A 23965-nucleotide genomic window follows, 5' to 3' on the forward strand; every position below is an offset into this window, starting at 1 on the left:
TGGGTGACCAGCTTTCCCTGACCCTGCCTACCCTTCGCCAGGCCCCTGAAGGCGCGGTGGTGGCGTTCTGCGCCAGCAGGTAGAGCAGCTCCTGGCATCGCCCCCCACTGCCGCCGGTTACGAGCAAGCCGCTCACACCCAAGGATACACCCACGAGGAGCGCTCCTTATGAGCCGTTTCGCCACGCTGCATGCCGCACCACCGATCACGCTCTACGACGATGGACACTGCCCCTTTTGTCGCGTCGAAGTGGCCTGGCTAGCCAAACATCGCCACCACCAGCGCATTCGTCTGGTCGATATTCAGCACGAGGATTTCGATCCCGGCGCATTGGGGCTCAGCTTCGAGGCCATGATGGGGCAACTGCATCTTCAGGATCAGCAGGGAAACTGGTATGTGGGGATGGATGCCAGCCGGGCCCTGTATGCCGTGTTGGGCTACAGGCGGCTGGTAAGACTGTCTTGCTTGCCTGGCCTGCGCGCCGTCATGGATGCAGGCTATCGGTTCTTTGCCCGTCGCCGAATTCGGCTGGGCCAATGGTGGGAAAAATGCGGGTCACGCTCGCGCAATCAGTGATGCCTGGGCGTCAGAATACCAGCGGCATACGCGAGGTCAGCGGCGCGCTGTAGTGGGCGTCGCGACCAATGACTTCATCCTGAGGCACGTGCTGCACAAGATACGCCCGGTGGATACCTGCCCGCTTGAGTTCGAGGTAGACATCGTCCAGCGAACGAAACAGCATGGGCTTGCCACGCTGGGTCAGCATATGGCGCTCACCCTCGACATCTTCAAGCTCGACCTGATAAAACCGGCTGCCCGAGTGCGTGATTACTCGAATTTCAAAATTGTCATGACGTTCGACGAACTGTTTAAGCTCTTTAAGTTCCATGGTTCCCTCCTGTTATTGGTCATTGCCATGGAGCACAGCATGCCCTTGCCCCATGACAATCATATTACCCTGGCACTATCTCTCTAAGAGGGCAATAACAGAAAAGAGTTCCTGACCGAAACGTCAAGATGTGTGTCGTGTTACTGATATTCCGAGGGGTCGATGGCCTTGCCTAGGGAATTGCGATCGATCCAGTTGCCCCCTTTGGTTTCCTTGTAACGGAACACGACCTTGTCGCCAATGGTGACCGGTAATTCCGCATCTTCTGTCTGGTAGCTGTACTGCTCCCCTTCCACTACCAGGTGGTAGCGGTAAAGGTCGGGCATGCCCAACCACTCCTTGAAGGGACCTTCACGCTCTAACGACTGGAGCTCACCCCGACCTTCCAGCTTGGGAAGCCGCTTACGGTTACCGCGCCTAAAACCACCTGCCATGCGTTACTCCTGTCTATCTACCAATGCGATTGACCCACGCTTCTCATCCCGCCCTTCCAGTGAGGGTTACCCAGACGACTCAGCCAACGGGGAGCGCATTATACGTGCTCCCCCCTCAGCCTCAAGTCAATCGCCGAAGGCTTCACCGTAACTATCCGGCGCCAGATCTTCGAAGCGCGTGTATTTGCCTATGAAGGCCATGTGTACCGTTCCAATGGGGCCATTACGCTGCTTACCAATGATCAGCTCGGCCAGGCCCTGGTTATCCGGGTTATCGCGGTTATACACTTCGTCGCGATACACGAAGGCAATGACGTCTGCATCCTGCTCGATCGCGCCCGAGTTATGGCTCACGATGCCATCCGCTAGCCAGCACGCGTCACCGGGGACGGTCAAATCGAAGACCTCTTCTTCACCGCAAGGGCGTATCTCGACGACTTGGTCCCAAAAGAGATCGCTGGAGGCAATCTGTGCCAAAGCCACATCGCCCAGCGCATCTGCATAGCTGCCAAGGGTTTCCCGGGAAGGAGCAAAGCTAAAATGGGACGAGCCGCCATAAGATGTGCCACGCATTGCAGCCATTTTCCGGTGACTCACGCCTTTAGCAAGCATGGCCTGTTTGACATGCTCGAACACCTCCTGGGGCAAGGTATCGATATTGGTGTTCGCCACGACGGATGCCGCTTTCAGCGGTGCTAACGACGCCACCTGATGCCCAAAAGCCCCAATATTCTGTGCAAAGCGCTGCTGTTGATCGCTTCCCGACACGTCGGCGGTATACCAACCACTCCCCTCTCCTGACACGACATGGCGGATTCGGGTCACAATACCGAAACGTAGCAGCAGAGCACTGACATCATCGATAAGCCGACGGCTAACCGTAGAAAAATAGACGCGTGTGCGCCCATTTTTATCTGTCGTAATGCTGCCGTCGGTGGCCCACAAATGACGCATGAACAGCGCGAGCTGCTGATTGGACAGCCTGAAGATGTCACCTGGAATATATTTTTCTGCAGAGCGCTGCCCAAAGATACCCAGCGATTTCAACCAGGCACCCACTCCCTGGGCGTGCCAGCGATTGCCATTGCCAGCAATGACGAGTTGATGCCAGTTGCCGCGTCCCGCATGGCGAGTCACCGTCGAGCCAAACTGCTCTGCGCAGCGCTTCACAACGTCGCTATTCGCTTCACTAGCGGTGGTATAGCGCAGCGGCTGCCCTTTGACATAGCTGCCGTCACCCAGCAAATGGGCCAGCAGGATAAGCGCATGCTCCTCCCACACGACCGGATGCTCAGGCTGCGCTAACTGTCTGGCCAAGGCGATGCGATCCCCCACCTTGAGCTCGGCCACCGTTTTCCAATCCCATAGCGCTTTCAATCGATGCCTGGCTGTTGCACGTATACGCCGTCCACTAGCCAAACAAACCTCGAATACTGGCTTGGTGCCCACTGACCACACCAAATCCGTCGTCGAGCGGCGCAGCTTGCCATCTTCACCCAGCGATATGACGTCCGGCGTTTGCCCGACCAGATCACCAATCGGCAAGCGCTCTCCGGTTGCCAGCATCACCCGCGTGTCTCCCGTGACACATTCACGCAAATCCGACATGACCGGGCGCTTGTTGGGACGCTGCTCCAGCGAGCGGTTCAGCTGGGAAAGCGCCACCACCGGGCATTGGAACTCCTTGGCCAGGCCTTTCAGCGAACGCGAAATTTCCGAGATCTCGCCCGTGCGGTTTTCGTTAAAGCCAGGAATCTGCATCAGCTGCAGATAGTCGATCATGATCAGGGCAATATTGCCGTGCTCACGCACCACCCGGCGTAGCCGTGAGCGCATCTCATTGGGTGACAGGGCCGCCGTGTCATCGATGAACAGCTGCTTGTCTTTCAGCAGGTTCACCGCCGAGGTCAGCCGCGGCCAATCTTCATCTTCCAACTGGCCCGAACGCACGCGGGTCTGATCGATACGCCCCAATGACGAGAGCACACGCAGCATCAGCGATTCGGCGGGCATCTCCATGGAGAACACCATCACCGGCTTGTCGCTGGAAATGACCGCATGCTCGACCAGGTTCATGGCGAAGGTAGTTTTACCCATCGAGGGGCGTCCGGCAATGATGACCAAATCGGAAGGCTGCAGGCCCGAAGTCATCTCATCCAGATCCCGGAAGCCGGTGGAAAGGCCGGTCATTTCCCCTTTCAGGTTGAACAGCTCATCGATTCGATCCACGGCCTTGGTGAGCAGGTCACTCATGCCAATGGGGCCACCGGTCTTGGGCCGCTCTTCGGCAATCTGGAACACCAGCCGCTCGGCCTCGTTGAGCAGCTCGTCGGCGGGCCTGCCCTGAGGCGAAAAAGCCCCTTCAGCAATCTGGTTGGCCGCCCGGATGAGCTTACGCAGCGTGGCACGTTCACGGACGATATCGGCATAGGCGCGTATGTTGCTGGCCGAAGGCGTGTTGCGCGCCAGCTCGGCCAGGAAACTCAGTCCGCCCACCGTATCCAGCTGGTCGCGGGCTTCCAGCGCTTCGGAAAGGGTCACGACGTCCAGCGGCTGGCCCGACTCGGCCAGATGCGTCATCACATTGAACACCAGCCGATGTTCATAGCGGTAAAAATCGTCAGCCACCAGACGCTCGGAGACGTTGTCCCACGCCTGGTTGTCCAGCATGAGCCCGCCTAACACCGACTGCTCCGCTTCCAATGAATGCGGTGGCAGTTTTAACGCTGCCGTTTCCTGATCAGCAGAAGGCTGGTCCTGCATTGCGAGCTCCTTAACAATTACCCGATAGCCAACGGCGCTTATCTTAGCCGTGCGGCTCGGATAACACCACTGGCCCCCGCGTAAAGTGAGGGCTTTATAAGCCTGCTGTGTCGCCCTTTGCCAAAAGAGCCACAGGGCCTAAAAAGACAAAGGGTCTAAAAAGACAAAGGGTCTAAAAAGACAAAGGGCGCGGGAGAACCCGCGCCCTTTGAGGCGTCAGCGTTGGCGAGTATGATTACTCGGCGACAACGACCACGCGTACAACGGCGTCCACTTCTGCATGCAGGTGGAGGTCGATGTCGTATTCGCCAGTTTGACGAATCGGGCCTTGCGGCATGCGTACTTCGCTCTTGGCGACGTCGATTCCAGCAGAGGAGATCGCGTCGGCCAGGTCACGAGGACCGATAGAGCCGAACAGCTTGCCTTCGTCGCCTGCCTTGGACACCAACGACAGTTCGATGTCGTTGAGTTGCTCGGCACGCGCCTGGGCTTCTGCCTTACGCTCAGCGGCTTGCGCTTCGAGTTCGGCACGCTGCGCTTCGAACGCTTCGATGTTGTCCTTGGTGGCCGGTACGGCTAAGCCGTAAGGCACCAGGTAGTTACGACCATAACCAGGCTTGACAGTGACCTTGTCACCCAGGCCGCCCAGCTTACCAATCTTGTCGAGCAGAATGACTTCCATCTCGTAAACCTCTTGTCAGTTGCTGCGGGCAAGGCGTGCGCGAACGTTCGCAAATGTATCGATCAGCCCCAACAGCAGCACAATGAGAATCGTGGGCCAGGTCGTGATCAGCAGCACATAAAATGCCACCAGCCACAGCCCGTTCATCCCCTTTATTCCAATAAAACCATGCACCAACGCAATACCGGCAATCAGCAGCGGAACCCAGCAGAGCATCGCCAGCGCCTGCGCACCAAGCGCCATGCCTGCCACTCCCAACACCACCAGAACGGCAAGCTCACGGGGGCTCAGGCGCAACGCATGAAACTCTTCGCGAAAGCCACCGGGGTTATACAGCCCGGCTTGCCAACTGCGGGCCAGCGCCAGACAGATAATGGCGGCCAGCAGCACGACCAGCCCCGTGACACCACCGATGACCATGGCAGCCAAGGCCGTCGTGTCGACGCCCTGGTTGGCAAACTCGGTGAGCATACGGTCGATCTCGGTAGAGCTCTCCCGCAGCTGCTCCAGCATGAGCTGGGTGCCCCCCGGCGGGCTGAAGATGCCCAGCTGAACCATGACGGCGGCAGCCAATGTGCCCACGATCAAGGCTTCGCTCCAGCGCATCCGCTCGCGCAGGATGACGGACATCAGCGTGACCAGCAGAACGCTGGCCAGTGGTATCACGTCACCTTGTGCCCACCAGAAACCGGCAGGCAGAGCAGCGGCGATGATGACCGGCAGCGCAGGGGCAAAACCCTTGCGCAAGGTCACCAGTGCGGCAATGGCGGCGCCCAGCCAAAACAGCCAGGGCACCAGCGATGCCAGGGCCGCCCCGCCTACGGCATAGGGCGTTCCGCGCATCAGCCATCTTGCCAGTGCCAGCATCACGTTAAACGCTTACTGGTGGCTATCGGAGTAGGGCAGCAGTGCCAGGTAGCGTGAACGCTTGATAGCGGTCGCCAGCTGACGCTGATAGCGTGCTTTGGTGCCGGTGATACGGCTCGGAACGATCTTGCCGGTTTCCGTGATGTAAGCCTTCAGCGTGTCGAGATCTTTGTAGTCGATCTGCTTGACGCCTTCAGCAGTGAAGCGGCAAAACTTGCGGCGACGGAAAAAACGTGCCATGGACTAGCTCCTTAAAACGTGCAGTGGATAGAATCAGGCAGTTTCTTCAGCTTCAGCGCGCGGCTTTTCTTCGCGACGCGGACGCTTTTCTTCTGCCGGCTTCATCATCGGAGAAGCTTCGGTAACGGCTTCCTTGCAGCGCACAACCAGGCTGCGGATGATGGCGTCGTTGAAGCGGAAGATGTTCTCGATTTCTTCGAGAGTCTCGCCGGTGCACTCAACGTTCATCAGCACGTAGTGGGCTTTGTGGATCTTGTTGATCGGGTAAGCCAGGTGGCGACGGCCCCAATCTTCCAGACGATGCACGGTACCGCCGCTTTCGGTGACGATGCTGGTGTAGCGCTCGACCATTGCCGGTACTTGCTCGCTCTGATCCGGGTGGACCATGAACACGATTTCATAATGACGCATGGAATCTCCTTGCGGTTTGGCAGCTTCCTGAGTGTGCCGGAGCATATGCTCTGGCAGCGACTGGGAAGCAAGGAGTTGACTGAAATGCCCTTGGCAAGCCACGTATGGCTGAAAAGAACATCAAGCAGATAAAACCAGTGTCGTAGAGGGTTACCAATACGAACGCCCGCTTATGTATAAACGGGCGCAAGCATTCTAGTGGGACGGAGGCTAACTTGCAAGCTGCCGCTGACGCACCGCTTCAAACAGACAGATTCCGGCAGCCACCGAGACATTCAGGCTAGATACCTGCCCCGCCATGGGCAGCTTGGCCAGATGATCACACGCTTCCCGCGTCAACCGGCGCAACCCCTTGCCTTCGGCCCCCATCACCAGCGCGGTCGGGCCGGTGAAGTCGATATCGAATACGCTGGCCTGTGCCTCACCGGCGGTGCCGGTGATCCACACGCCCTCTTCCTTGAGCCTGGCCAGCGTGCGCGCCAGATTGGTGACCTGATAGACCGGCACCACCTCTGCGGCACCACAGGCGACTTTTCTGACCGTGGCGTTGAGCGGCGCCGCCTTGTCCTTGGCTACGATCACTCCATGGGCACCCGAGGCATCGGCACTGCGCAGGCACGCACCAAAGTTATGCACGTCGGTGACGCCATCCAGCACCAGCAGCAAGGGGGGCGTATCAGACGGCCAGGCGCGGAGCTTGAGCCACAAGGACTCCTCTCCTTCTGCCGTCAAGGGGGCACAGAAAGCAACCACCCCCTGATGCGCCGCCCCTTGGGTCAACTGATCGAGCACGTCACGCGGCTGCTCCTTGACCGCCGCACCGCTGGCTCGGGCATCGGCCACCAGCGTTTGCAAACGCTGACCTGCGCCCTGCTGCACCCACAGCTCCTTGGGCGACTCGCCCCGTGCCAGCAGGCTCTCCAGGGCATGCACTCCATAGACGTGATCCAGCCCATCGGGCGTACGGACAGGAGTGCGTGTAGCCGGGCGCGGGCCACGTCGAGACGACGCCGATTTCATGCTCAACCCTTTTTCGGAGATGGTTTACGTGAGCCACTGCGCGTACGGCGCGGGCCGCGACGGGCGGGCTGCTCACCGGCTGCCGCCTTTGCCCCAGCGCCCTTTGCACCCGAGCCGTCACTACGACGCTTGCGCGGCTGACGCTGCGGGCGCGGCTTGTCATCGGCAAGACCGAAGTCGATCTTGCGATCATCCATGTCCACCCGCGCCACCTGGACGGTAAGCCCATCCCCCAGGCGATAGGTGGTGCCGGTGCGCTCACCCTTGAGACGATGCTTCTCGGCTTCGTAGTGGTAGTAGTCGGAAGGCAGCGACGTGACGTGCACCAGCCCTTCCACAAAGAAGTCATCGAGACGCACGAAGAGCCCAAACTGGGTCACCGAGGCGATGGTGCCCTCAAAGGTTTCGCCCAGCTTGTCCGACATGAATTCGCACTTGAGCCAGCTCTCCACGTCACGGGTGGCTTCATCGGCCCGCCGCTCGGTCATGGAGCAGTGTTCGCCCAGCTCCAGCATCTGCTCGAAGGTGTAGGGGCACCACTTGCTCGGCGGATCCACCGGCGCACCCTCTACCCGCACCACGGTGGCGGTCTGACGCGGGCCGCGAATCACCGAGCGAATGGCCCGATGCACCAGCAGGTCAGGATAGCGCCGAATGGGCGACGTGAAATGGGCATAGGCCTGGTAAGCAAGACCGAAGTGCCCCTCGTTCTGCGGCGAATAGACCGCCTGATTCATCGAGCGCAGCATCACGGTCTGGATGATGTCGGCATCCGGGCGGTCGGCAATCGCTTCCCGCAGTGCCTGGTAATCCTGAGGCGTCGGCTCGTCGCCGCCGCCCACCGAAAGCCCCAGCTCACTCAGGAACAGGCGCAGCTTGTCGAGCCGCTCAGGCGTTGGACGCTCGTGGATACGATACAGCGCCGGCAGGTCGTGCTTGTCGAGGAAACGCGCCGTCGCCACGTTGGCGGCCAGCATGCACTCCTCGATCAGCTTGTGGGCATCGTTACGGCTGCGCGGCACGATCTTCTCGATCTTGCGCTCTTCATTGAAGATGATCGCCGTTTCCGTGGTATCGAAGTCGATCGCCCCACGCTCCTCCCGGGCAGCGCGCAGCAGGCCGTACAGCTCATGCAGGTTCTTGAGCGGCTTGACCAGCTCGGCGTGCTCCCGACGCAGCGCCTCCCCTTCTTCACTCTCGCCGTCCAGCATGGCCGCCACCTTGTTATAGGTGAGTCGGGCATGGGAATTCATCACGGCTTCATAGAAGGAGTAGCGGCTGATGGCACCGGTCCTGGAAATGTTCATTTCGCACACCATCACCAGCCGGTCGACGTGCGGATTCAATGAACAAAGACCGTTGGAAAGCAGCTCGGGCAGCATGGGCACCACTTGCCCCGGGAAGTAGACCGAGTTGCCGCGGGTGCGCGCTTCGTCATCCAGCGCGGTACCAGGGCGCACATAATGAGAAACGTCGGCAATCGCGACGACCAGCTTCCAGCTACCGGACTTGGTCTTCCAGGCACACACCGCATCGTCGAAATCCTTGGCGGATTCGTCGTCGATGGTCACCAGCGGCAGGTCGCGCAGATCGACGCGGTGCTGCTTGTCGGCTTCCAGCACTTCAGCGGAGATTTCGCTGATCTGATCCACTACCTCCGGCGGAAACTCGGCGGGAATGTCGTAGCTGCGGATGGCGATGTCGATTTCCATGCCGGGGTCCATACGCTCCCCCAGCACTTCGATCACTTCACCCACTGGCTGAACCCGAGTGGCAGGCTGCTGGACGATCCTGGCTGAGATCACCTGACCATCCTTGGCACCACCACTAACGGTGTGCGGGATGATCACTTCCTGGGTAATCCGCGGGTTTTCGGGAATGAGAATCCCGAATTCCGGCGTATTGCTGCGGTATACGCCCACCATGGTCTCGGTATTACGGGCAATCACTTCGGCAATCGTGGCTTCCTCTCGACCGCGACGGTCTCGCCCACTGACGCGTACCAATACGTGGTCACCGTGGAAGACGCGACGCATCTGACGGGGCGGCAGCAGCAGGTCCGGCTTCTTGCCGTCATCACGCAGCACGAAGCCAAACCCATCCCGATGGCCCAGCACCTTGCCCTTGATCAGGTCGAGCTTGTCGATCAGTGCATAGGCGCCTCGGCGGTCGCGCAGCACCTGGCCGTCGCGCTCCATGGCCGCCATACGCCGACGCACCGCTTCCAGATGGTCTTCGTCTTCGATGCCCAACATGCGGCTCATGTTTTCATGGGTGATCGGCTTGCCATAGCTTTCCAGGGCAGCCAACAGGTATTCACGGCTAGGAGCCGGGTTATCGTAATTCTTCGCCTCGCGCTCGGCGTGCGGATCATCACTCAACGTCCAGTACTTCATGCGATCAACATCCTTGATAACGGTTGCGGGAGGCGAACAAAAAGCGCGGGCAGCGTGCACTGCGGGCGAAAGGCATGTGCGCCTCGAAGGGCGTCGTGTTCAACTAACGATGAGTTGAAATAAGTCATGTTTTGTTTGGTCATGGGCGCAGTATAGCGCCGCCCGTTCAATCACCCAACCACTTGGGGCTGCAAACCCAGGTTTTTTACATTAAAAAAAACACCCAGGGGCTTGCATTTAGCCACAGCCTCGGTATCATACGCGCCACTTGCCCAGATGGCGGAATTGGTAGACGCGCTAGCTTCAGGTGCTAGTGACCGTATGGTCGTGGAGGTTCAAGTCCTCTTCTGGGCACCAACTGTTTCATGTTATCCCCTTTCATGAATCAGCACGGTGCGGCGGCAAGTAAAGCAGTGAAAGAAAGGCAGTACGTTTGTGTTCGCCCAGGTGGCGGAATTGGTAGACGCGCTAGCTTCAGGTGCTAGTGACCGTATGGTCGTGGAGGTTCAAGTCCTCTCCTGGGCACCATGCGAACACTGACGTAATGGCCGAATGTATTGTGAAAGCAGTACCGCAGTGAAAGAGTCGATACGCCCAGGTGGCGGAATTGGTAGACGCGCTAGCTTCAGGTGCTAGTGACCGTATGGTCGTGGAGGTTCAAGTCCTCTCCTGGGCACCATCGATGCCCCCGTATCGCTCTTGCTTTCGTATTATCCCATCTAATGTGTTTCTATCTGTTTGCTGTCCCTCATCAGTCGCTCTCTTTTGGCAAACCCTCATCTGTGTGCTTCTGTTCTCTGATACCCTTTTGCTCTGATATCTTTTCTTCCCCACTATTTCTCTTCTGCCTGTCTATTTCATGTGTATCGAGCCCATGCCGTTCGAGCATTGCCGTGTCTGGGCTCAAGCGGCAGGCCAGGGCAACGCCTTGGCCTGCCAGCATGCAGCGTATCGTACTACTGGAACCGGCCTGGACGACGAGATACCTCCTCCAGCGCCCACCCCTGGGTGCGCAGCTCGCCTTCCAGCACGGCTTCAAGCTGGGGTGAGAGGTTCGGGAAGAAGTTCAGCCCGGTGCGGGCTTCGATCTCATCGATGGTCACCAGGTAGTCGCTCAACGGCTCATTGCCCTGCACGTCCTGGGGCATGATGAACGCCAGCGCCAGGGGCGTCTCATCGTGGGGTGCCACGATGATCTTGTAAAAGGCTTCGGGTACTTCCACCCAGCCCACGCGATTGAAGACGTTATCCATGAAACGCTCGGGGTAGACCGGCCCGGTAATCACCTGCAAGCGATCGAAACGTGGGGCAAAGTGATCCATGACGGAGGCTTCGAGCCGCTGCCAGAGCTGGCGATTCAGATTCGGCCGCTGGGGCAGCATGTTGCTCATCAAGAACGTGTCCACCTGCGCGCTGCGCCCATGCACGGCAGCAATGGCGTAGTTGGGCGCCAAATGTCCTCTGTCGTAGCCGCTGCCGGAATAGCTATCGGTACTCACCGGCCACAGCATGCGCCAGTCTGGCTGGAAATTGGGCCTGGGGCCAATGCGCATATCCTCAGGCACGGCCTCTACCTGGTAGCTGACCCACAAGGCCCCCACCCGTACATCCGACCACCCCACTAAAAAGCCATCGTTACGCAGTACACGGTGCAGGCTGGTAGGGTGCAACGTTTCCCAGGTGGGTACGCCCATCCAGGTATAAGCTTGCTGGTGCTGGCGCCCTTGATACTCCCACAAGCCCGTACCGACCAGCACGAACAGCACGGCAATGCCCAGGCGTCGCCCCTGACGACGCCAGCGCAAAAGTGATTTAGCCAACGGAGGACTCCCCTGCTATCTTTCAAGACGCCTTATCAGCGGCGTTTCATCATTCGTTTCGTCAACTTTCTGGGGCGTTACCAACCAACGGAAAACATGGTTTCCAGGTCATGGCGTGAGTGAACCTGCATGGCGTTCAGCGTCTCGGTATCGCTGATGCCTTCCACGGCATTCAACCGCTCGGTCACCAGCTCGGCCAGACTTTCGAAATCGCGGGTGCGCGCAATGGCCACCAGATCGTAACGGCCGCAGGTGGAGTACACCTCACTGATACCTTCCACATCGGCCAGGCGTTCGGCCACGGCCTTGATCTGGCCTTTTTCGGTATTGATCAGGATGACTGCGCTTTGCATGGCGTCCTCGCAAATGAGTGGCGGTAAGATGAATACTGCACGACGCAGCGAGTATAGCAGCCTGCCCGGCGGGGCCAAGCCTTGCCGGCCAGCGTGGTCAATTGTCGCGCTTTTCATAAGGTTATTCGCACTAATTTCACGCTTGCGCTAGCATGTACTAGAGATCTCCAGCAGCGTTTCGCTGTCGGAGTTTTATAGAGGTGGCCCACCACCCGATCACCGTAGCACACCGTCAGACCGTGACGATAAGGAGACACCATGGCTAATCAGAGCCGTCGTAAGTTCATGCGTAACAGCGTGCTGGGGCTTGCTGCCCTGCCGTTTGGTGCGGGTATCCTGTCGAAAACTGCTTTTGCTCAGGAGCTGCCCCGTCTGGACCCGTCCTCACCGACGGCCCAGGCACTGAACTACGTTGAAAATGCCAGCGACGCCAGCGACCACCCGGCTTTCGAAGAGGGTGAACTGTGCTCCAACTGCATGTTTTTCGTGGAAGGCACCGAAGGCTGCCAGCTGTTCCCGGAAAACAGTGTCGAGCCGGACGGCTGGTGCCAGTCCTGGATCGCACAAGGCTGATACCCTGGACCCCGCACTCGCTGCGGGGTCACTGTTTTCAGGGATGGTTTTCCTTGTTCTCTTCTTCTACCGGCCACTGGTAGCGGCGAGTCACCCGCCCCTCGTCCAGCGACACCAGGTGCACCGGAAACCCCCACAGCTGCTGAAGGTGACGAATCACCGGATACACGCTTCTGGCCAGCGGACGACGATGGTCCTGAACGTGATGCAGCGTCAGGGAACGATCCCCCCGAATGGCGGCCTCCACCACTTGAATGTTGGGCTCGCGTACCGATAGCGCATACTGGGTCGATAGCGCTTCGCGCACCCGCCGATACCCCCGCTCGTCATGAATCGCCGCCACTTCCAACATTTCCGACTGGTCGTCGTCGACGATCATGAACAGCTTCAGGTCACGCATCACCTTGGGTGATAGAAACTGCTGAATGAACGACTCGTCCTTGAAGTTACGCATGGCGAACTCCAGCGTTTCCCGCCAGGGGCTGCCGGCAATGTCCGGAAACCATTCGCGATCTTCGGCAGTGGGGTCTTCGCAGATACGCTTGATATCCATGAACATCGAAAAGCCCAACGCATAGGGGTTCAGGCCGCTGTAGTAAGGGCTATCGAACCCCGGCTGATTGATGACCGCCGCGTGGGACTGCAGAAACTCCAGCATCAGCCCTTCGTCCACCTTGCCCTCGTCATAGAGCCGGTTCATCAGGGTGTAGTGCCAGAAGCACGCCCAGCCCTCATTCATTACCTGGGTTTGCCGCTGAGGGTAGAAGTATTGCGCCAGCTTGCGCACGATGCGCACGATCTCCCGCTGCCAAGGGGCCAGCAACGGCGCGTTCTTCTCAATGAAGTAGAGCAGGTTCTCCTGGGGCTCCGAGGGGTAGCGCCCGCCACTGTGCAGCCCTAACGGGTCATCGTCGCTGTGCAGCGCCCCGAGTAGCGGCTCTGCACCTGTCGGTGGCTCGGGAATGGTGCGCCAGAGCATGTTGACCTGGGTTTGCAGGTAGGCCTCTCGCTCCTCCTGGCGCTTGGCCTCCTCCTCGGCCGACATGGGCGAAGGCCGCTTGTAACGGTCGACCCCGTAATTCTGCAGGGCGTGGCAAGCGTCCAGCAGTTGCTCCACGGCGTGGGAACCGTGGCGTTCTTCGCACTGGGCGATGTACTTGCGGGCAAATACCAGATAATCGACGATGGACTCGGCATCGGTCCAGGTACGAAACAGGTAGTTGCCCTTGAAGAAAGAGTTATGGCCGTAGCAGGCGTGGGCAATCACCAGCACCTGCATCATCAACGTGTTCTCCTCCATCAGGTAAGCGATACAGGGGTTGGAGTTGATCACCAACTCGTAGGCCAGGCCCATCTGGCCTCGCTTGTAGGCCTGTTCCACGGCCAGAAACTGCTTGCCGAACGACCAGTGGTGATAGCCCACCGGCATGCCCACGCTGGCGTAGGCATCCATCATCTGCTCGGTGGTGATCACTTCTATCTGATTGGGGTAGGTATCCAGCCGATACTCGTCAGCCAGCCGCGCCAGCTCTTCGTCAAAGCGCTCCAGAATACCAAAGTTCCAGTCGGAACCCGTTGCAATGGGGTTGCGGTCAACACTCATGGCCCACTCCTTAACGCGCGTTAGCGCTCCTGGCTCAGGCGGCGCTTGAACAGCTCACGGAAGACGGGATAGATATCCCCGGCATCGACGATCTGGCGCATGGCAAAACGCTCGGGAAACTGGGCAGCCACGGTTTCATACTCATGCCAAAGCGACTGATGATCGTGGGGGGTGATCTCCACGTAGGCGTAATACTGCAGCTGCGGCATCAGCTGCTTGACCAGCAGGTCGCGGCAGATATTGGAGTCATCGTCCCAGTTGTCGCCGTCGGAGGCCTGGGCCACGTATAGATTCCACTGGCCTGCCGGGTAGCGCTTTTCGATGATCCTGTTCACCAGCGTCAGCGCACTGGAGACGATGGTTCCGCCGGTTTCGCGGGAGTAGAAGAACTCCTCCTCGTTGACCTCCCGAGCGGCGGTGTGGTGGCGCACGAATACCAGCTCGACCTTTTCGTAGTGCTTCTCCAGAAACAGGTAGAGCAGCAGGAAAAACCGCTTGGCGATATCCTTGTGGTTCTGGGTCATCGAGCCGGAAACGTCCATCACGCAAAACATCACCGCCTGGCTCGATGGCTGCGGCTGGGCGGCCAGCTGGTGATAGCGCAGGTCGTAGGTATCGATGAACGGAATCGCCTCGATGCGCTTCTCCAGCCGCTCCACCTCGGCCTTGAGCTCCGCCACCCGGGCCGGGTTGCGCAGCACCGGGTCCTTGCGCTCTTCCGCCGCCAGCGCCTCTTCAGCCTCTTTCAAGGCCCGCTTGATGGGCGCGCGCATGGCAATACGGCGGGCGTAGGCTTCGCGCATGGAGCGGGTAATGCTGATGCGCGAAGGTACGCCGTCACGGGCCAGCCCCGCCCGCACCATCTTGACCTCCTCCAGCGACTTCAAGGGCTTGCGCTGCAAGTGTGGCAGCTCCAGGCCGTCGAAAACGAATTCCAGGAACTCCTCGCGGCTGAGGGTGAAGGCAAACTCGTCGTTGCCCTCCCCCTGATTGGACGCCCCGCCTTCACCCGCGCCACCACCGCCGCCCTGCCCACCGGGGCGACGTATCTTGTCCCCCTGCAGAAACTCCTTGTTGCCGGGGGAAACGATGGTGCGGGCGCCGCCGCTGCCGTGCTGGAACACCGGCTCGGAGATATCCCTGGTTGGAATCGAGATTTTCTCGCCGCGCTCCATGTCGGTGATGGAGCGACGGTTCACGGCTTCCTCGACCGAACGCTTGATATGCTTGCGGTAACGCTCCAGAAAGCGCTGCCGATTGACCGCGCTCTTGTGCTTGGCGTTAGGTCTGCGATCAATGAAGTAGGTCATTCGACCTCCTTGATGCCTCAGGCGGGAGCGCTGAACATTCGCGCCCGCCCATCGTGAGGTTCACCCCCGTAACCGGCTGGCTACTGGGACTTGCGAACGCGCAGATACCACTCGGAAAGCAACCGCACCTGCTTTTCGGTATAGCCGCGGTCCACCATGCGCGCCACGAAATCCTCGTGTTTCTTCTGATCGGACCTGGATGCCTTGGCGTTGAACGAGATGACCGGCAAAAGCTCCTCGGTATTGGCAAACATCTTGTGCTCGATGACGCCCTTGAGCTTCTCGTAGGACTGCCAGCTAGGGTTCATGCCGTTGTTCTGCGCCCGCGCCCGCAGCACGAAGTTGACCACTTCATGACGGAAGTCCTTGGGATTGGAGATCCCGGCCGGTTTTTCGATCTTCTCCAGCTCTTCGTTCAGCGACTGGCGGTTCAACAGCTCGCCGGTTTCGGGGTCGCGGTACTCCTGATCCTGAATCCAGAAGTCGGCATAGGTCACATAGCGGTCGAAAATGTTCTGACCATACTCGCTGTAGGACTCCAGGTACGCGGTCTGAATCTCCTTGCCGATGAAATCCACGTAACGCGGGGCCAGAAACTCCTTGATGAAGCCCAGGTAGCGCTCGAACACCTCCGATGGCAGCTGCTCCCGCTCCAGCGCCTGCTCCAGCACGTACAGCAGATGGACCGGGTTGGCTGCCACTTCCTGGCTGTCGAAGTTGAACACCCGCGAAAGGATCTTGAAGGCAAAGCGGGTAGACAGCCCCTGCATGCCTTCATCGACGCCTGCCGCGTCGCGGTACTCCTGGATGGACTTGGCGCGGGGATCGGTATCCTTGAGGTTGTCGCCGTCATAGACCCGCATCTTGGAGTAGATACTGGAGTTTTCGGGCACTTTCAGCCGGGACAGCACGGAGAACTGGGCCAGCATGCGCAGCGTATCCGGGGCGCAAGGCGCGGCGTTCAGGGACGAGTCTTCCAGCAGTTTCTGGTAGATCTTGATCTCTTCGGAGACGCGCAGGCAGTAAGGCACCTTGACGATGTACACACGGTCGAGGAACGCCTCGTTATTGCGGTTGTTGCGGAAGGCCTGCCATTCGGATTCGTTGGAGTGGGCCAGAATGACGCCATCGAAGGGGATCGCGCCCATGCCTTCGGTGGGGTTGTAGTTCCCCTCCTGGGTGGCGGTCAGCAGCGGATGCAGCACCTTGATGGGTGCCTTGAACATCTCCACGAACTCCATCAGGCCCTGGTTGGCGCGGCACAGCCCGCCCGAGAAGCTGTAGGCGTCCGGGTCGTCCTGGGAGTAGAGCTCCAGCTGGCGGATATCCACCTTGCCCACCAGCGAGGAGATATCCTGGTTGTTCTCGTCACCGGGCTCGGTCTTGGAGATGGTGATCTGGTTCAAGCGCGACGGATAGAGCCGCACCACGCGGAATTGGGAGATATCACCACCGTACTCCTTCAAGCGCTTGGCGGCCCAGGGTGACATGACGCTGCGCAAGTAGCGGCTGGCAATACCGTACTCCTGCTCCAGCAGCTTGCCGTCCTCTTCCGGTGAAAACAGCCCCAGCGGGGATTCGTACACCGGCGAGCCCTTGATGGCGTAAAACGGGATACGCTCCATGAGCAGCTTCAAACGCTCGGCCAGCGACGATTTACCGCCGCCCACCGGCCCCAGCAGGTAGAGAATCTGCTTGCGCTCTTCCAGGCCCTGGGCGGCGTGGCGGAAGTAGGCCACGATCTGCTCGATGGCCTCTTCCATGCCGTGAAATTCGGCAAACGCGGGGTAACGGCGAATCACCTTGTTGGAAAAGATACGTGACAGACGCGGGTCTTTCGCCGTGTCGATCACCTCAGGCTCGCCTATGGCTTCCAGCATGCGCTCGGCGGCGCTGGCATACACCTTGGGATCACGGCGGCATAGCGCCAGATACTCCTCCAGGCTCATGTCCTCTTGCTGAACGCGGGCAAAACGGTCTTGAACGTGATCAAAGATGCTCATGGAACTCTCCTGTGGCCCATCCCCGGCAGCCATCGCCTGACCCAAACCCCCAGGCCGCCTGCCGTGCGAAGTGTCGCTCTATCAGCGTAGTCAGCATTAGCAAAATGTGATGACGAAACCTTCAACGCAGCGCAACGATCCGCGTCTTATATGGCTATGAGCAAAGGCGAGGCAAAATAGTTGCGTTGAAAACACCGGGCTGACAAGAATCCTCTCCAACAACGCAACGCGCCGCCTGAGCAGGCGGCGCGACGACCACAACCGGGCCTTGCTGGCGGCTTACTCCAGCACGGATTTGACGTCGGCCAGCAGCTGGTCCAGCAGCTCGATGGTAGTGTTCCAGGCGCACACGAAGCGAGCGCCGCCCGCACCAATGAAGGTATAAAAGGTCCATCCGCGCGCTTTCAACGCTTCGATGGCTTGCGGAGGCAATTCAACGAAAACGCTGTTGGCTTCGGTGGGGAACATCAGCGAGACGCCAGGCAGCGCCTGCAACCCTTCCGACAGATAGCGGGCCATGGCGTTGGCGTGCTCGGCATTGGTCAACCAGGCGCCGCTTTCCAGCAGGCCCAGCCAGGGCGCCGAGACATAGCGCATCTTGGAGGCGAGCTGGCCCGCCTGCTTGCAGCGGTAGGAGAAATCCTCGGCCAGTTCCCGGTTGAAAAACAGGATGGCTTCGCCAAACGCCAGGCCGTTCTTTGTGCCTGAAAAGCACAGCGCATCCACCCCAACCTGCCAGGTCAGCTCGGCCGGTGACGCCTTCAGGCTGGCGCAGGCATTGGCAAAGCGCGCGCCATCCATATGCAGGCGCAGGTCATGCTTGTCGGCCATGGCGCGAATCGCCAACAGCTCTTCACGGGAGTAGACCGTACCCACTTCGGTGGCTTGGGTCAGCGACACGACCTTGGGTTTGGGGTAGTGGATATCGCTACGCTTGGTGACCAGCGCCTCGATCCCTTGGGGAGTCAGCTTGCCATTGGCACCCGGGGAGGTGAGCAGCTTGGCCCCGTTGGAGAAGAACTCCGGACCGCCACACTCGTCGGTTTCGATGTGGGCCAACTCATGACAAATCACGCTGTGGTAGCTGCGCCCCATCGCGGAAAGCGCCAGTGAATTGGCAGCGGTGCCGTTGAACACGAAGAACACATCGCAATCGTAGTCGAACATCTCACGAAAGCGGTCGGCGGCACGGGCAGTCCAGCGGTCGTTGCCGTAGGCCAGGTCATCGGCCTGATTGGCTTCCAGCAGGTACTGCATCGCTTCCGGGCAAATACCCGAGGTGTTGTCACTGGCTAAAAATCGTGGGGTACACTCCGAGGGCATGACGATTATCCTTTTTCTCTGGCGGTCGTGCAGCGCAGGCCGGGTGCCACCTGCGCCTTAATTCCCTAACAGGGCTTAGTCGTTAGGGTTGACCTTCAGTCTATCGTCATTTGAGCATTAACGTCACGCGCTCAATGCCGCTACAGCGTGGCAGCCAGACGGGTGCCCTGGTCAATCGCCCGCTTGGCATCCAGCTCGGCCGCTTCGTCTGCGCCACCAATCACATGCACGCGTTTGCCCGCCTGCTCCAGAGGCGCCAGCAGGTCCCGCACCGACTCCTGACCCGCGCACACCACAATGGTGTCCACCGCCAGCACCTGCGGCTCTTCGCCTTGGCGAACATGCAGCCCGGCATCGTCGATTTTCAGGTACTCGCAGCCGGTCAGGGTACGCACCCCACGCTGTTTAAGCGACGCACGATGCACCCAGCCCGAGGTCTTGCCCAGGTTTTTACCCGGCTTGGAGCTTTTGCGCTGCAACATCACGATGCTGCGTGGCGAGACGGGCGGTGTGGGGGCTCTCAGCCCGCCTGGCTCACTCACCGTGAGGTCCACGCCCCACTCTTCACACCAGGACTGCAGATCCAGGGCCGGGTGGCCATGATGCGCCAGCAGTTCCGACACATCGAAGCCGATACCTCCGGCACCAATCACGGCCACCCGGCGGCCCACGCGCTCGGGCTGCGCGATGGCTTCGGCGTAACTCAACACACTGGGATGGTCGGCGCCGGGCAGGGTCAGCTCGCGGGGCGTCACGCCGGTGGCCAGCACCACGTCGTCGAAGGCAGCCAGCGCCTCCAGCGTGGCCTCGGTATTCAAGCGCACCTCCACGCCGTGCTTCTCAAGCATGACGCGGAAGTAGCGCAGCGTTTCGTTGAACTCTTCCTTGCCCGGAATCTTGCGCGCAAAGTTGAACTGCCCGCCAAGCTCGCTGCGCCGTTCGAACAGCACCACCCGATGACCTCGGCGGGCGGCTTCCACGGCGGTGGCAAGCCCGGCAGGCCCACCGCCGACCACGGCCACTCGCTTGGGAGACTCGGCAGCCACCAAAGGCAGTTCGGTTTCGTGGCATGCACGCGGATTGACCAGGCAAGAGGTCAGCTTGCCCATGAAGGTATGGTCGAGGCACGCCTGATTACAGGCGATACAGGTATTGATCTCTTCGGCCTTGTCGGCCTCGGCCTTCTGCACCCATTCAGGGTCTGCCAGGAAAGGCCGCGCCATGGAGACCATGTCCGCGTGCCCTGACGCCAGCAGACGCTCGGCCACATCGGGCATATTGATGCGGTTGGTGGTGATCAGCGGGATCGACAGCGCGCTGCGAATCCGTTTGGTCACCTCGCTGAAGGCTGCGCGAGGCACGCTAGTGACGATGGTGGGCACCCGCGCTTCGTGCCAGCCAATGCCGGTATTGATCAGGTTGGCGCCCGCCGCTTCGATGGCCTGGCCAAGCTGCACGACCTCTTCCCAAGTGCTGCCCTCCTCCACCAGGTCGATCATCGACAGCCGGAAGATGATCAGGAAGCGGTTGCCCACGGCTTCACGAACGCGTCTGACGATCTCCACCGCAAAGCGTATACGCCCTGCGAAGTCACCGCCCCACTCATCGTCCCGGTGGTTGGTGCGGCGACAAATGAACTGATTGATCAGGTACCCCTCGGAGCCCATCACTTCGACCCCATCGTAGCCCGCCTGCTGGGCCAGCGTGGCACAGCGCACGTAGTCGGCAATTTGCTGCTCGACCTCGTCGCTGGTCAGCGCACGGGGCACGAACGGATTGATGGGTGCCTGCAACGCCGAAGGCGCCACCAGCTCAGGGGAGTAAGCGTAGCGACCGGCGTGCAGAATCTGCATGCACAGATGTCCGCCCGCCTGGTGAACGGCATCCACCACCTGGCGGTGCTCTTCGAGCTGGCTGGCCTCGGTGAGCGCATGTGCCCCTTGGAACACCGCACCCTCGGCATTCGGCGCAATGCCGCCAGTGACGATCAAGCTGACCCCCGCCCGCGCCCGCTCGGCATAGAACGCCGCCAAACGTGCAAAGCCGTTGGGGGCCTCTTCCAGGTTGGTGTGCATGGAGCCCATCAGCACCCGGTTGGGCAGCGTCAGGTGGCCCACGGTCAAGGGGCGAAAAAGGTGCGGATAAGCGTGCATCACGGCGCTCCTTTGGAGTTGTTAGAAAGACAAGCCTCTCATATTCAAACAAGCGTATGACATAGTTCCTTCGGCGTACAGCCTTTTACCACCGTTGCCCCCTTGCTCATCATGGAAAAGCACGTCACATTAACCGGCTAACGATAAGGGATTGTTTTAAGGGAATGCGCTATGCCATTGATCTACTTCTTGCCCCCACTGGCCACCGTGCTGATCTGGTCGGGGAACATGACCATCAACCAGTTGACGGTCGGCGCGATTGCGCCCAGCAGCATCGCCTTCTTACGCTGGCTGCTGGCGCTGGCGGTCATGACCCCTTTCGTGCTGCCTGCGGTATTGCGTCACCGCGACGAGATTCGCCGCAACTGGCTGAAGCTGGCGCTGCTTGGGCTGCTGGGCATGGGCCTGTGGCAGGGGCTTGCCTACGTGGCAGCCGAAACCACCACCGCCACCAACATGGGCATTCTGGCGGCCATGGTACCCCTGCTGACGGTGCTGCTCAGCGCGCTGATTCTGCGTGAGCCCCCCACGCTGGGCGGCGTGGCGGGCGGCGTACTGGCCTTCATTGGCGTGACGGTACTGCTGGGGCGAGGCAACCCGCTGTCGCTGCTGCAACTCCAGGTGGCCCAGGGCGATGCACTGATGGTGGTGGCGGCCACCTGCTATGCGCTGTACGGCGTCATGTTGAAACGCTGGGCCATGAACCTTCCTCCTTGGGTAATGCTCTATGCCCAGGTCTGTTTTGCCGTGCTGTTCCTGCTACCACCGTACCTGATGGGTCCCATGACCCCAGTCGATAGTAGCAACGTCTGGCTGATTCTCTACGCGGGCATTCCGGCCTCGGTGATCACGACCTTCCTGTGGATGCGGGCCGTCCGTCAAATCGGGGCCAACCAGTCGAGTATTTTCATCAATCTGATGCCGCTGTTCAGCGCTCTGATTGCCATGGCGTTTTTGGGTGAGCGGGTCGCGGGCTTCCACTTCATTGGCGGACTGCTGATCCTGGCAGGCGTGATCATGGCGCAGACCTTGACCCGCCCCCTGGTCAGCCGCGTGGCGGCCGGTAAAACGAGCAACGCCCAGCAATGATACAATGGGCTAACATCATTCGCTGAATGGGAACCCCTGACCTATGTCCTTGGAAGAACTGCACCTTAATCTGCGTAACCTGAGTAGCGACGATTACGAACAACTGAAGTCGCTGATGGACGCGGTGTATCATGATATTGGTGGCGCCTGGCCCGAGCACACCATCGCCAAGCTGATCCAGGAGTTTCCTGACGGCCAGATTGCCATCGAAGACGACGGCGTGCTGGTGGGCGTGGCCTTGACGGTACAAGTGGATTACGACGAGTTCTCTAACCCACACAAGTACGACGACCTGATCGGCCATCGGGAAATCATTCTCAACAACCCCGACGGCGACGCCATGTACGGGCTGGATGTCCTGATCCACCCCGACTACCGTGGCTACCGCCTGGGCCGCCGTTTGTACGAAGCGCGCAAGGAGCTGTGCCGCTCCCACAACCTGCGCGCCATTCTCGCCGGTGGGCGCATTCCCGAGTATCACCAGCATGCTGGCGAGCTGACCCCGGCCCAGTACATCGACAAGGTCTCCCGCAAGGAGATCTACGACCCGATCCTCTCCTTCCAGTTGGCCAACGACTTTCAGGTCAAGCGCCTACTGCGCAAGTACCTGCCCGAGGACGAGCAGTCGCGCGGCTACGCCACTCTGCTGGAGTGGAACAACATCCTCTTCGAACCCGCCGACAGCGTGCTGGATACCCGCCCGACGCAGGTTCGTGTGGGGGCAGTCCAGTGGCAAATGCGTGAGTTTGCCTCGGTGGAAGCAGCGCTTCAGCAGATCGAGTATTTCGTCGATGCGCTCTCGGATTACCAAAGTGATTTTGCCGTTTTCCCGGAGCTGTTCACCACGCCGCTGATGGGCCTGCAGGATCGCGCCGCCCAGAAAGACCAGACCGCCGCCATCCGTTTTTTGGCGGGCTTCACCGACCGTTTCAAGAGCGAGCTGTCGCGGATGGCGGTGTCCTACAACATCAATATCGTCGGCGGTTCGATGATCGAGGTGGGCGAGGATGATCGCCTCTACAATGTGGCTTACCTGTTCCATCGGGACGGCGAGGTGGAGAAACAGTCCAAGCTGCATATCACCCCGCAGGAACGGCGCGACTGGGTGATCGAAGGCGGCGACGACCTGCAGGTGTTCGAAACCGATGCCGGCCGTGTCGGCATCCTGATCTGCTACGACGTGGAGTTCCCGGAGCTGGGGCGCCTGCTGGCCGACCAGGACATGGATATTCTGTTCGTGCCGTTCTGGGTCGACACCAAAAATGGCTACCTGCGTGTGCGCCACTGCGCTCAGGCACGGGCTATCGAGAACGAGTGCTACGTGGTCATCTGCGGAAGCGTCGGCAACCTGCCGTCCATCGAGAACCTGGATATCCAGTATGCCCAGTCGGCGGTGTTCACCCCCTCCGACTTTGCCTTCCCCCATGACGCGGTGCTGGCCGAAACCACGCCCAATACCGAGATGATCATCTTCTCGGACCTGGATTTGACCCGCCTGACCGTAGTGCGTGCAGAAGGCTCGGTGACCAACCTCAAGGACCGCCGCAAGGATCTCTTCGACCTGCGCTGGCGGGACTGGTCGCTGAAGTCCGGCGCCAAACGGGAAGAGTAAGCCCCCGGCCGCCGTGATGGCTGGATAAAAAAAGCCGCTCCCTCGAGAGAACCTCAGGGAGCGGCTTTTTATTGAACATCCTGCTTAGCGTCGCAACTGGCATGAGATGCCAAAACGGCTGCGCTAATCCGGCCATACCAGATGGGCAGGCACCCTGCCCTTGGCATCGAACACCACGCCCTCGTCACGCAACTTCTGGTGCTGGCGCGCCGCGCCGCCATGGTCGGCCAGCGTTAGCGATGCCGCAATCACGCGGTGCCAAGGCACCTGATGCCCCTCGGGCAAGTGTCGCATGGCAGACCCCACCATGCGCGGCGTGGCCCCTTCGGTCATGCTGGCCACGCGCCCATAAGTGGTCACCCGTCCCGCCGGGATCTGATCGACGATGGTATAGATCTGTTCCAACAGCTCGGGACGCGGCATG

21 protein-coding genes and 3 tRNA genes are annotated in these 23965 nt (G+C 60.0%); 7 read left to right on the forward strand and 17 right to left on the reverse strand.

The window, feature by feature from the left end; genetic code table 11:
• Positions 1-168: 168 nt before the first annotated feature.
• Positions 169-576 carry a thiol-disulfide oxidoreductase DCC family protein gene (locus CWI66_RS06860; RefSeq protein ID WP_100731285.1) on the forward strand — a complete coding sequence of 136 codons (408 nt, stop codon included), beginning with the start codon at positions 169-171 and terminating at the stop codon, positions 574-576.
• Between the two features lie 10 nt (positions 577-586).
• Here CWI66_RS06860 and CWI66_RS06865 read toward each other — a convergent pair whose 3' ends face one another.
• The 9 genes from CWI66_RS06865 to rnr form a co-directional block, all read right to left on the reverse strand.
• Complete coding sequence (locus CWI66_RS06865; RefSeq protein WP_081135341.1) at positions 587-889, reverse strand: DUF6482 family protein; 303 nt, start codon at positions 887-889, stop codon at positions 587-589.
• Between the two features lie 140 nt (positions 890-1029).
• Entirely contained in the window at positions 1030-1323 is a 294-nt protein-coding gene (locus CWI66_RS06870) for a hypothetical protein (protein ID WP_039182003.1), read from the reverse strand.
• Positions 1324-1449: 126 nt separating this feature from the next.
• Positions 1450-4221, reverse strand: a complete 2772-nt coding sequence (locus CWI66_RS06875) for a replicative DNA helicase (RefSeq protein WP_332868177.1) — start codon at positions 4219-4221, stop codon at positions 1450-1452.
• A gap of 100 nt (positions 4222-4321) precedes the next feature.
• Positions 4322-4768, reverse strand: coding sequence for a 50S ribosomal protein L9 (rplI, locus tag CWI66_RS06880; protein WP_016916556.1), 447 nt, complete (start codon positions 4766-4768; stop codon positions 4322-4324).
• Positions 4769-4783: 15 nt separating this feature from the next.
• Positions 4784-5635 carry a hypothetical protein gene (locus CWI66_RS06885; protein ID WP_081135335.1) on the reverse strand — a complete coding sequence of 284 codons (852 nt, stop codon included), beginning with the start codon at positions 5633-5635 and terminating at the stop codon, positions 4784-4786.
• A 12-nt stretch (positions 5636-5647) separates the two neighbouring features.
• Entirely contained in the window at positions 5648-5875 is a 228-nt protein-coding gene (gene rpsR, locus CWI66_RS06890; RefSeq protein ID WP_009097135.1) for a 30S ribosomal protein S18, read from the reverse strand.
• Between the two features lie 33 nt (positions 5876-5908).
• Complete coding sequence (rpsF, locus tag CWI66_RS06895) at positions 5909-6286, reverse strand: 30S ribosomal protein S6 (protein WP_016916554.1); 378 nt, start codon at positions 6284-6286, stop codon at positions 5909-5911.
• A gap of 210 nt (positions 6287-6496) precedes the next feature.
• Complete coding sequence (gene rlmB / locus CWI66_RS06900; protein WP_100731286.1) at positions 6497-7306, reverse strand: 23S rRNA (guanosine(2251)-2'-O)-methyltransferase RlmB; 810 nt, start codon at positions 7304-7306, stop codon at positions 6497-6499.
• A gap of 2 nt (positions 7307-7308) precedes the next feature.
• The gene (gene rnr / locus CWI66_RS06905) at positions 7309-9702 is read right to left on the reverse strand and encodes a ribonuclease R (protein ID WP_100731287.1); all 2394 of its coding nucleotides are present in this window, start codon (positions 9700-9702) and stop codon (positions 7309-7311) included.
• A gap of 270 nt (positions 9703-9972) precedes the next feature.
• On the opposite strand from rnr, the gene CWI66_RS06910 reads away from it, so the two are divergent.
• The 3 genes from CWI66_RS06910 to CWI66_RS06920 all read left to right on the forward strand — a co-directional run bounded on the left by CWI66_RS06910 (position 9973) and on the right by CWI66_RS06920 (position 10381).
• Positions 9973-10059 (forward strand) — tRNA-Leu (locus CWI66_RS06910).
• 84 nt (positions 10060-10143) lie between these two features.
• Positions 10144-10230 (forward strand) — tRNA-Leu (locus tag CWI66_RS06915).
• A gap of 64 nt (positions 10231-10294) precedes the next feature.
• Positions 10295-10381, forward strand: a tRNA-Leu gene (locus CWI66_RS06920).
• A gap of 277 nt (positions 10382-10658) precedes the next feature.
• On the opposite strand, the gene CWI66_RS06930 is transcribed toward CWI66_RS06920, so the two are convergent.
• Together CWI66_RS06930 and CWI66_RS06935 are read right to left on the reverse strand one after the other, a co-directional pair.
• The gene (locus CWI66_RS06930; RefSeq protein ID WP_232710780.1) at positions 10659-11522 is read right to left on the reverse strand and encodes a DNA/RNA non-specific endonuclease; all 864 of its coding nucleotides are present in this window, start codon (positions 11520-11522) and stop codon (positions 10659-10661) included.
• Between the two features lie 77 nt (positions 11523-11599).
• On the reverse strand, positions 11600-11875 hold the full coding sequence (locus tag CWI66_RS06935) for an Lrp/AsnC family transcriptional regulator (protein ID WP_026002022.1): 276 nt from the start codon (positions 11873-11875) through the stop codon (positions 11600-11602).
• Between the two features lie 258 nt (positions 11876-12133).
• Here CWI66_RS06935 and CWI66_RS06940 point away from each other — a divergent pair, with 258 nt between their 5' ends.
• Entirely contained in the window at positions 12134-12448 is a 315-nt protein-coding gene (locus tag CWI66_RS06940; protein ID WP_100731290.1) for a high-potential iron-sulfur protein, read from the forward strand.
• 37 nt (positions 12449-12485) lie between these two features.
• On the opposite strand, the gene CWI66_RS06945 is transcribed toward CWI66_RS06940, so the two are convergent.
• The 5 genes from CWI66_RS06945 to CWI66_RS06965 form a co-directional block, all read right to left on the reverse strand.
• Entirely contained in the window at positions 12486-14051 is a 1566-nt protein-coding gene (locus tag CWI66_RS06945; protein ID WP_100731291.1) for a SpoVR family protein, read from the reverse strand.
• A gap of 20 nt (positions 14052-14071) precedes the next feature.
• Positions 14072-15361 carry a YeaH/YhbH family protein gene (locus tag CWI66_RS06950; RefSeq protein WP_081192240.1) on the reverse strand — a complete coding sequence of 430 codons (1290 nt, stop codon included), beginning with the start codon at positions 15359-15361 and terminating at the stop codon, positions 14072-14074.
• Between the two features lie 80 nt (positions 15362-15441).
• On the reverse strand, positions 15442-17364 hold the full coding sequence (locus CWI66_RS06955) for a PrkA family serine protein kinase (RefSeq protein ID WP_100731292.1): 1923 nt from the start codon (positions 17362-17364) through the stop codon (positions 15442-15444).
• A gap of 279 nt (positions 17365-17643) precedes the next feature.
• Positions 17644-18687: a threonine aldolase family protein gene (locus CWI66_RS06960; protein ID WP_016916545.1), complete on the reverse strand. Its 1044-nt coding sequence runs from the start codon at positions 18685-18687 to the stop codon at positions 17644-17646.
• Between the two features lie 140 nt (positions 18688-18827).
• Positions 18828-20840, reverse strand: coding sequence for an NADPH-dependent 2,4-dienoyl-CoA reductase (locus tag CWI66_RS06965; RefSeq protein WP_016916544.1), 2013 nt, complete (start codon positions 20838-20840; stop codon positions 18828-18830).
• A gap of 171 nt (positions 20841-21011) precedes the next feature.
• Here CWI66_RS06965 and CWI66_RS06970 point away from each other — a divergent pair, with 171 nt between their 5' ends.
• Together CWI66_RS06970 and CWI66_RS06975 are read left to right on the forward strand one after the other, a co-directional pair.
• Positions 21012-21929: a DMT family transporter gene (locus tag CWI66_RS06970; RefSeq protein ID WP_016916543.1), complete on the forward strand. Its 918-nt coding sequence runs from the start codon at positions 21012-21014 to the stop codon at positions 21927-21929.
• Positions 21930-21972: 43 nt separating this feature from the next.
• A complete protein-coding gene (locus tag CWI66_RS06975; protein ID WP_100731293.1) occupies positions 21973-23541 on the forward strand; it encodes a bifunctional GNAT family N-acetyltransferase/carbon-nitrogen hydrolase family protein in 1569 nt (522 codons plus the stop codon).
• A gap of 123 nt (positions 23542-23664) precedes the next feature.
• Here CWI66_RS06975 and CWI66_RS06980 read toward each other — a convergent pair whose 3' ends face one another.
• Positions 23665-23964 carry an MGMT family protein gene (locus tag CWI66_RS06980; protein ID WP_016916542.1) on the reverse strand — a complete coding sequence of 100 codons (300 nt, stop codon included), beginning with the start codon at positions 23962-23964 and terminating at the stop codon, positions 23665-23667.
• Position 23965 lies beyond the last annotated feature (1 nt).

The organism is Halomonas sp. 141, from assembly GCF_002810305.1.
In the GTDB taxonomy this organism is placed as follows: Bacteria; Pseudomonadota; Gammaproteobacteria; order Pseudomonadales; family Halomonadaceae; genus Vreelandella; species Vreelandella stevensii.

Coding starts and splice junctions, on each gene's coding strand:
- rplI (WP_016916556.1), bottom strand. CDS start 4,768: ATGGAAGTCATTCTGCTCGACAAGATTGGTAAGCTGGGCGGCCTGGGT.
- rpsR (WP_009097135.1), bottom strand. CDS start 5,875: ATGGCACGTTTTTTCCGTCGCCGCAAGTTTTGCCGCTTCACTGCTGAA.
- rlmB (WP_100731286.1), bottom strand. CDS start 7,306: ATGAAATCGGCGTCGTCTCGACGTGGCCCGCGCCCGGCTACACGCACT.
- rpsF (WP_016916554.1), bottom strand. CDS start 6,286: ATGCGTCATTATGAAATCGTGTTCATGGTCCACCCGGATCAGAGCGAG.
- CWI66_RS06885 (WP_081135335.1), bottom strand. CDS start 5,635: ATGCTGGCACTGGCAAGATGGCTGATGCGCGGAACGCCCTATGCCGTA.
- CWI66_RS06950 (WP_081192240.1), bottom strand. CDS start 15,361: ATGACCTACTTCATTGATCGCAGACCTAACGCCAAGCACAAGAGCGCG.
- CWI66_RS06965 (WP_016916544.1), bottom strand. CDS start 20,840: ATGCACGCTTATCCGCACCTTTTTCGCCCCTTGACCGTGGGCCACCTG.
- rnr (WP_100731287.1), bottom strand. CDS start 9,702: ATGAAGTACTGGACGTTGAGTGATGATCCGCACGCCGAGCGCGAGGCG.
- CWI66_RS06960 (WP_016916545.1), bottom strand. CDS start 18,687: ATGCCCTCGGAGTGTACCCCACGATTTTTAGCCAGTGACAACACCTCG.
- CWI66_RS06980 (WP_016916542.1), bottom strand. CDS start 23,964: ATGCCGCGTCCCGAGCTGTTGGAACAGATCTATACCATCGTCGATCAG.
- CWI66_RS06860 (WP_100731285.1), top strand. CDS start 169: ATGAGCCGTTTCGCCACGCTGCATGCCGCACCACCGATCACGCTCTAC.
- CWI66_RS06975 (WP_100731293.1), top strand. CDS start 21,973: ATGTCCTTGGAAGAACTGCACCTTAATCTGCGTAACCTGAGTAGCGAC.
- CWI66_RS06940 (WP_100731290.1), top strand. CDS start 12,134: ATGGCTAATCAGAGCCGTCGTAAGTTCATGCGTAACAGCGTGCTGGGG.
- CWI66_RS06935 (WP_026002022.1), bottom strand. CDS start 11,875: ATGCAAAGCGCAGTCATCCTGATCAATACCGAAAAAGGCCAGATCAAG.
- CWI66_RS06945 (WP_100731291.1), bottom strand. CDS start 14,051: ATGAGTGTTGACCGCAACCCCATTGCAACGGGTTCCGACTGGAACTTT.
- CWI66_RS06955 (WP_100731292.1), bottom strand. CDS start 17,364: ATGAGCATCTTTGATCACGTTCAAGACCGTTTTGCCCGCGTTCAGCAA.
- CWI66_RS06870 (WP_039182003.1), bottom strand. CDS start 1,323: ATGGCAGGTGGTTTTAGGCGCGGTAACCGTAAGCGGCTTCCCAAGCTG.
- CWI66_RS06970 (WP_016916543.1), top strand. CDS start 21,012: ATGCCATTGATCTACTTCTTGCCCCCACTGGCCACCGTGCTGATCTGG.
- CWI66_RS06865 (WP_081135341.1), bottom strand. CDS start 889: ATGGAACTTAAAGAGCTTAAACAGTTCGTCGAACGTCATGACAATTTT.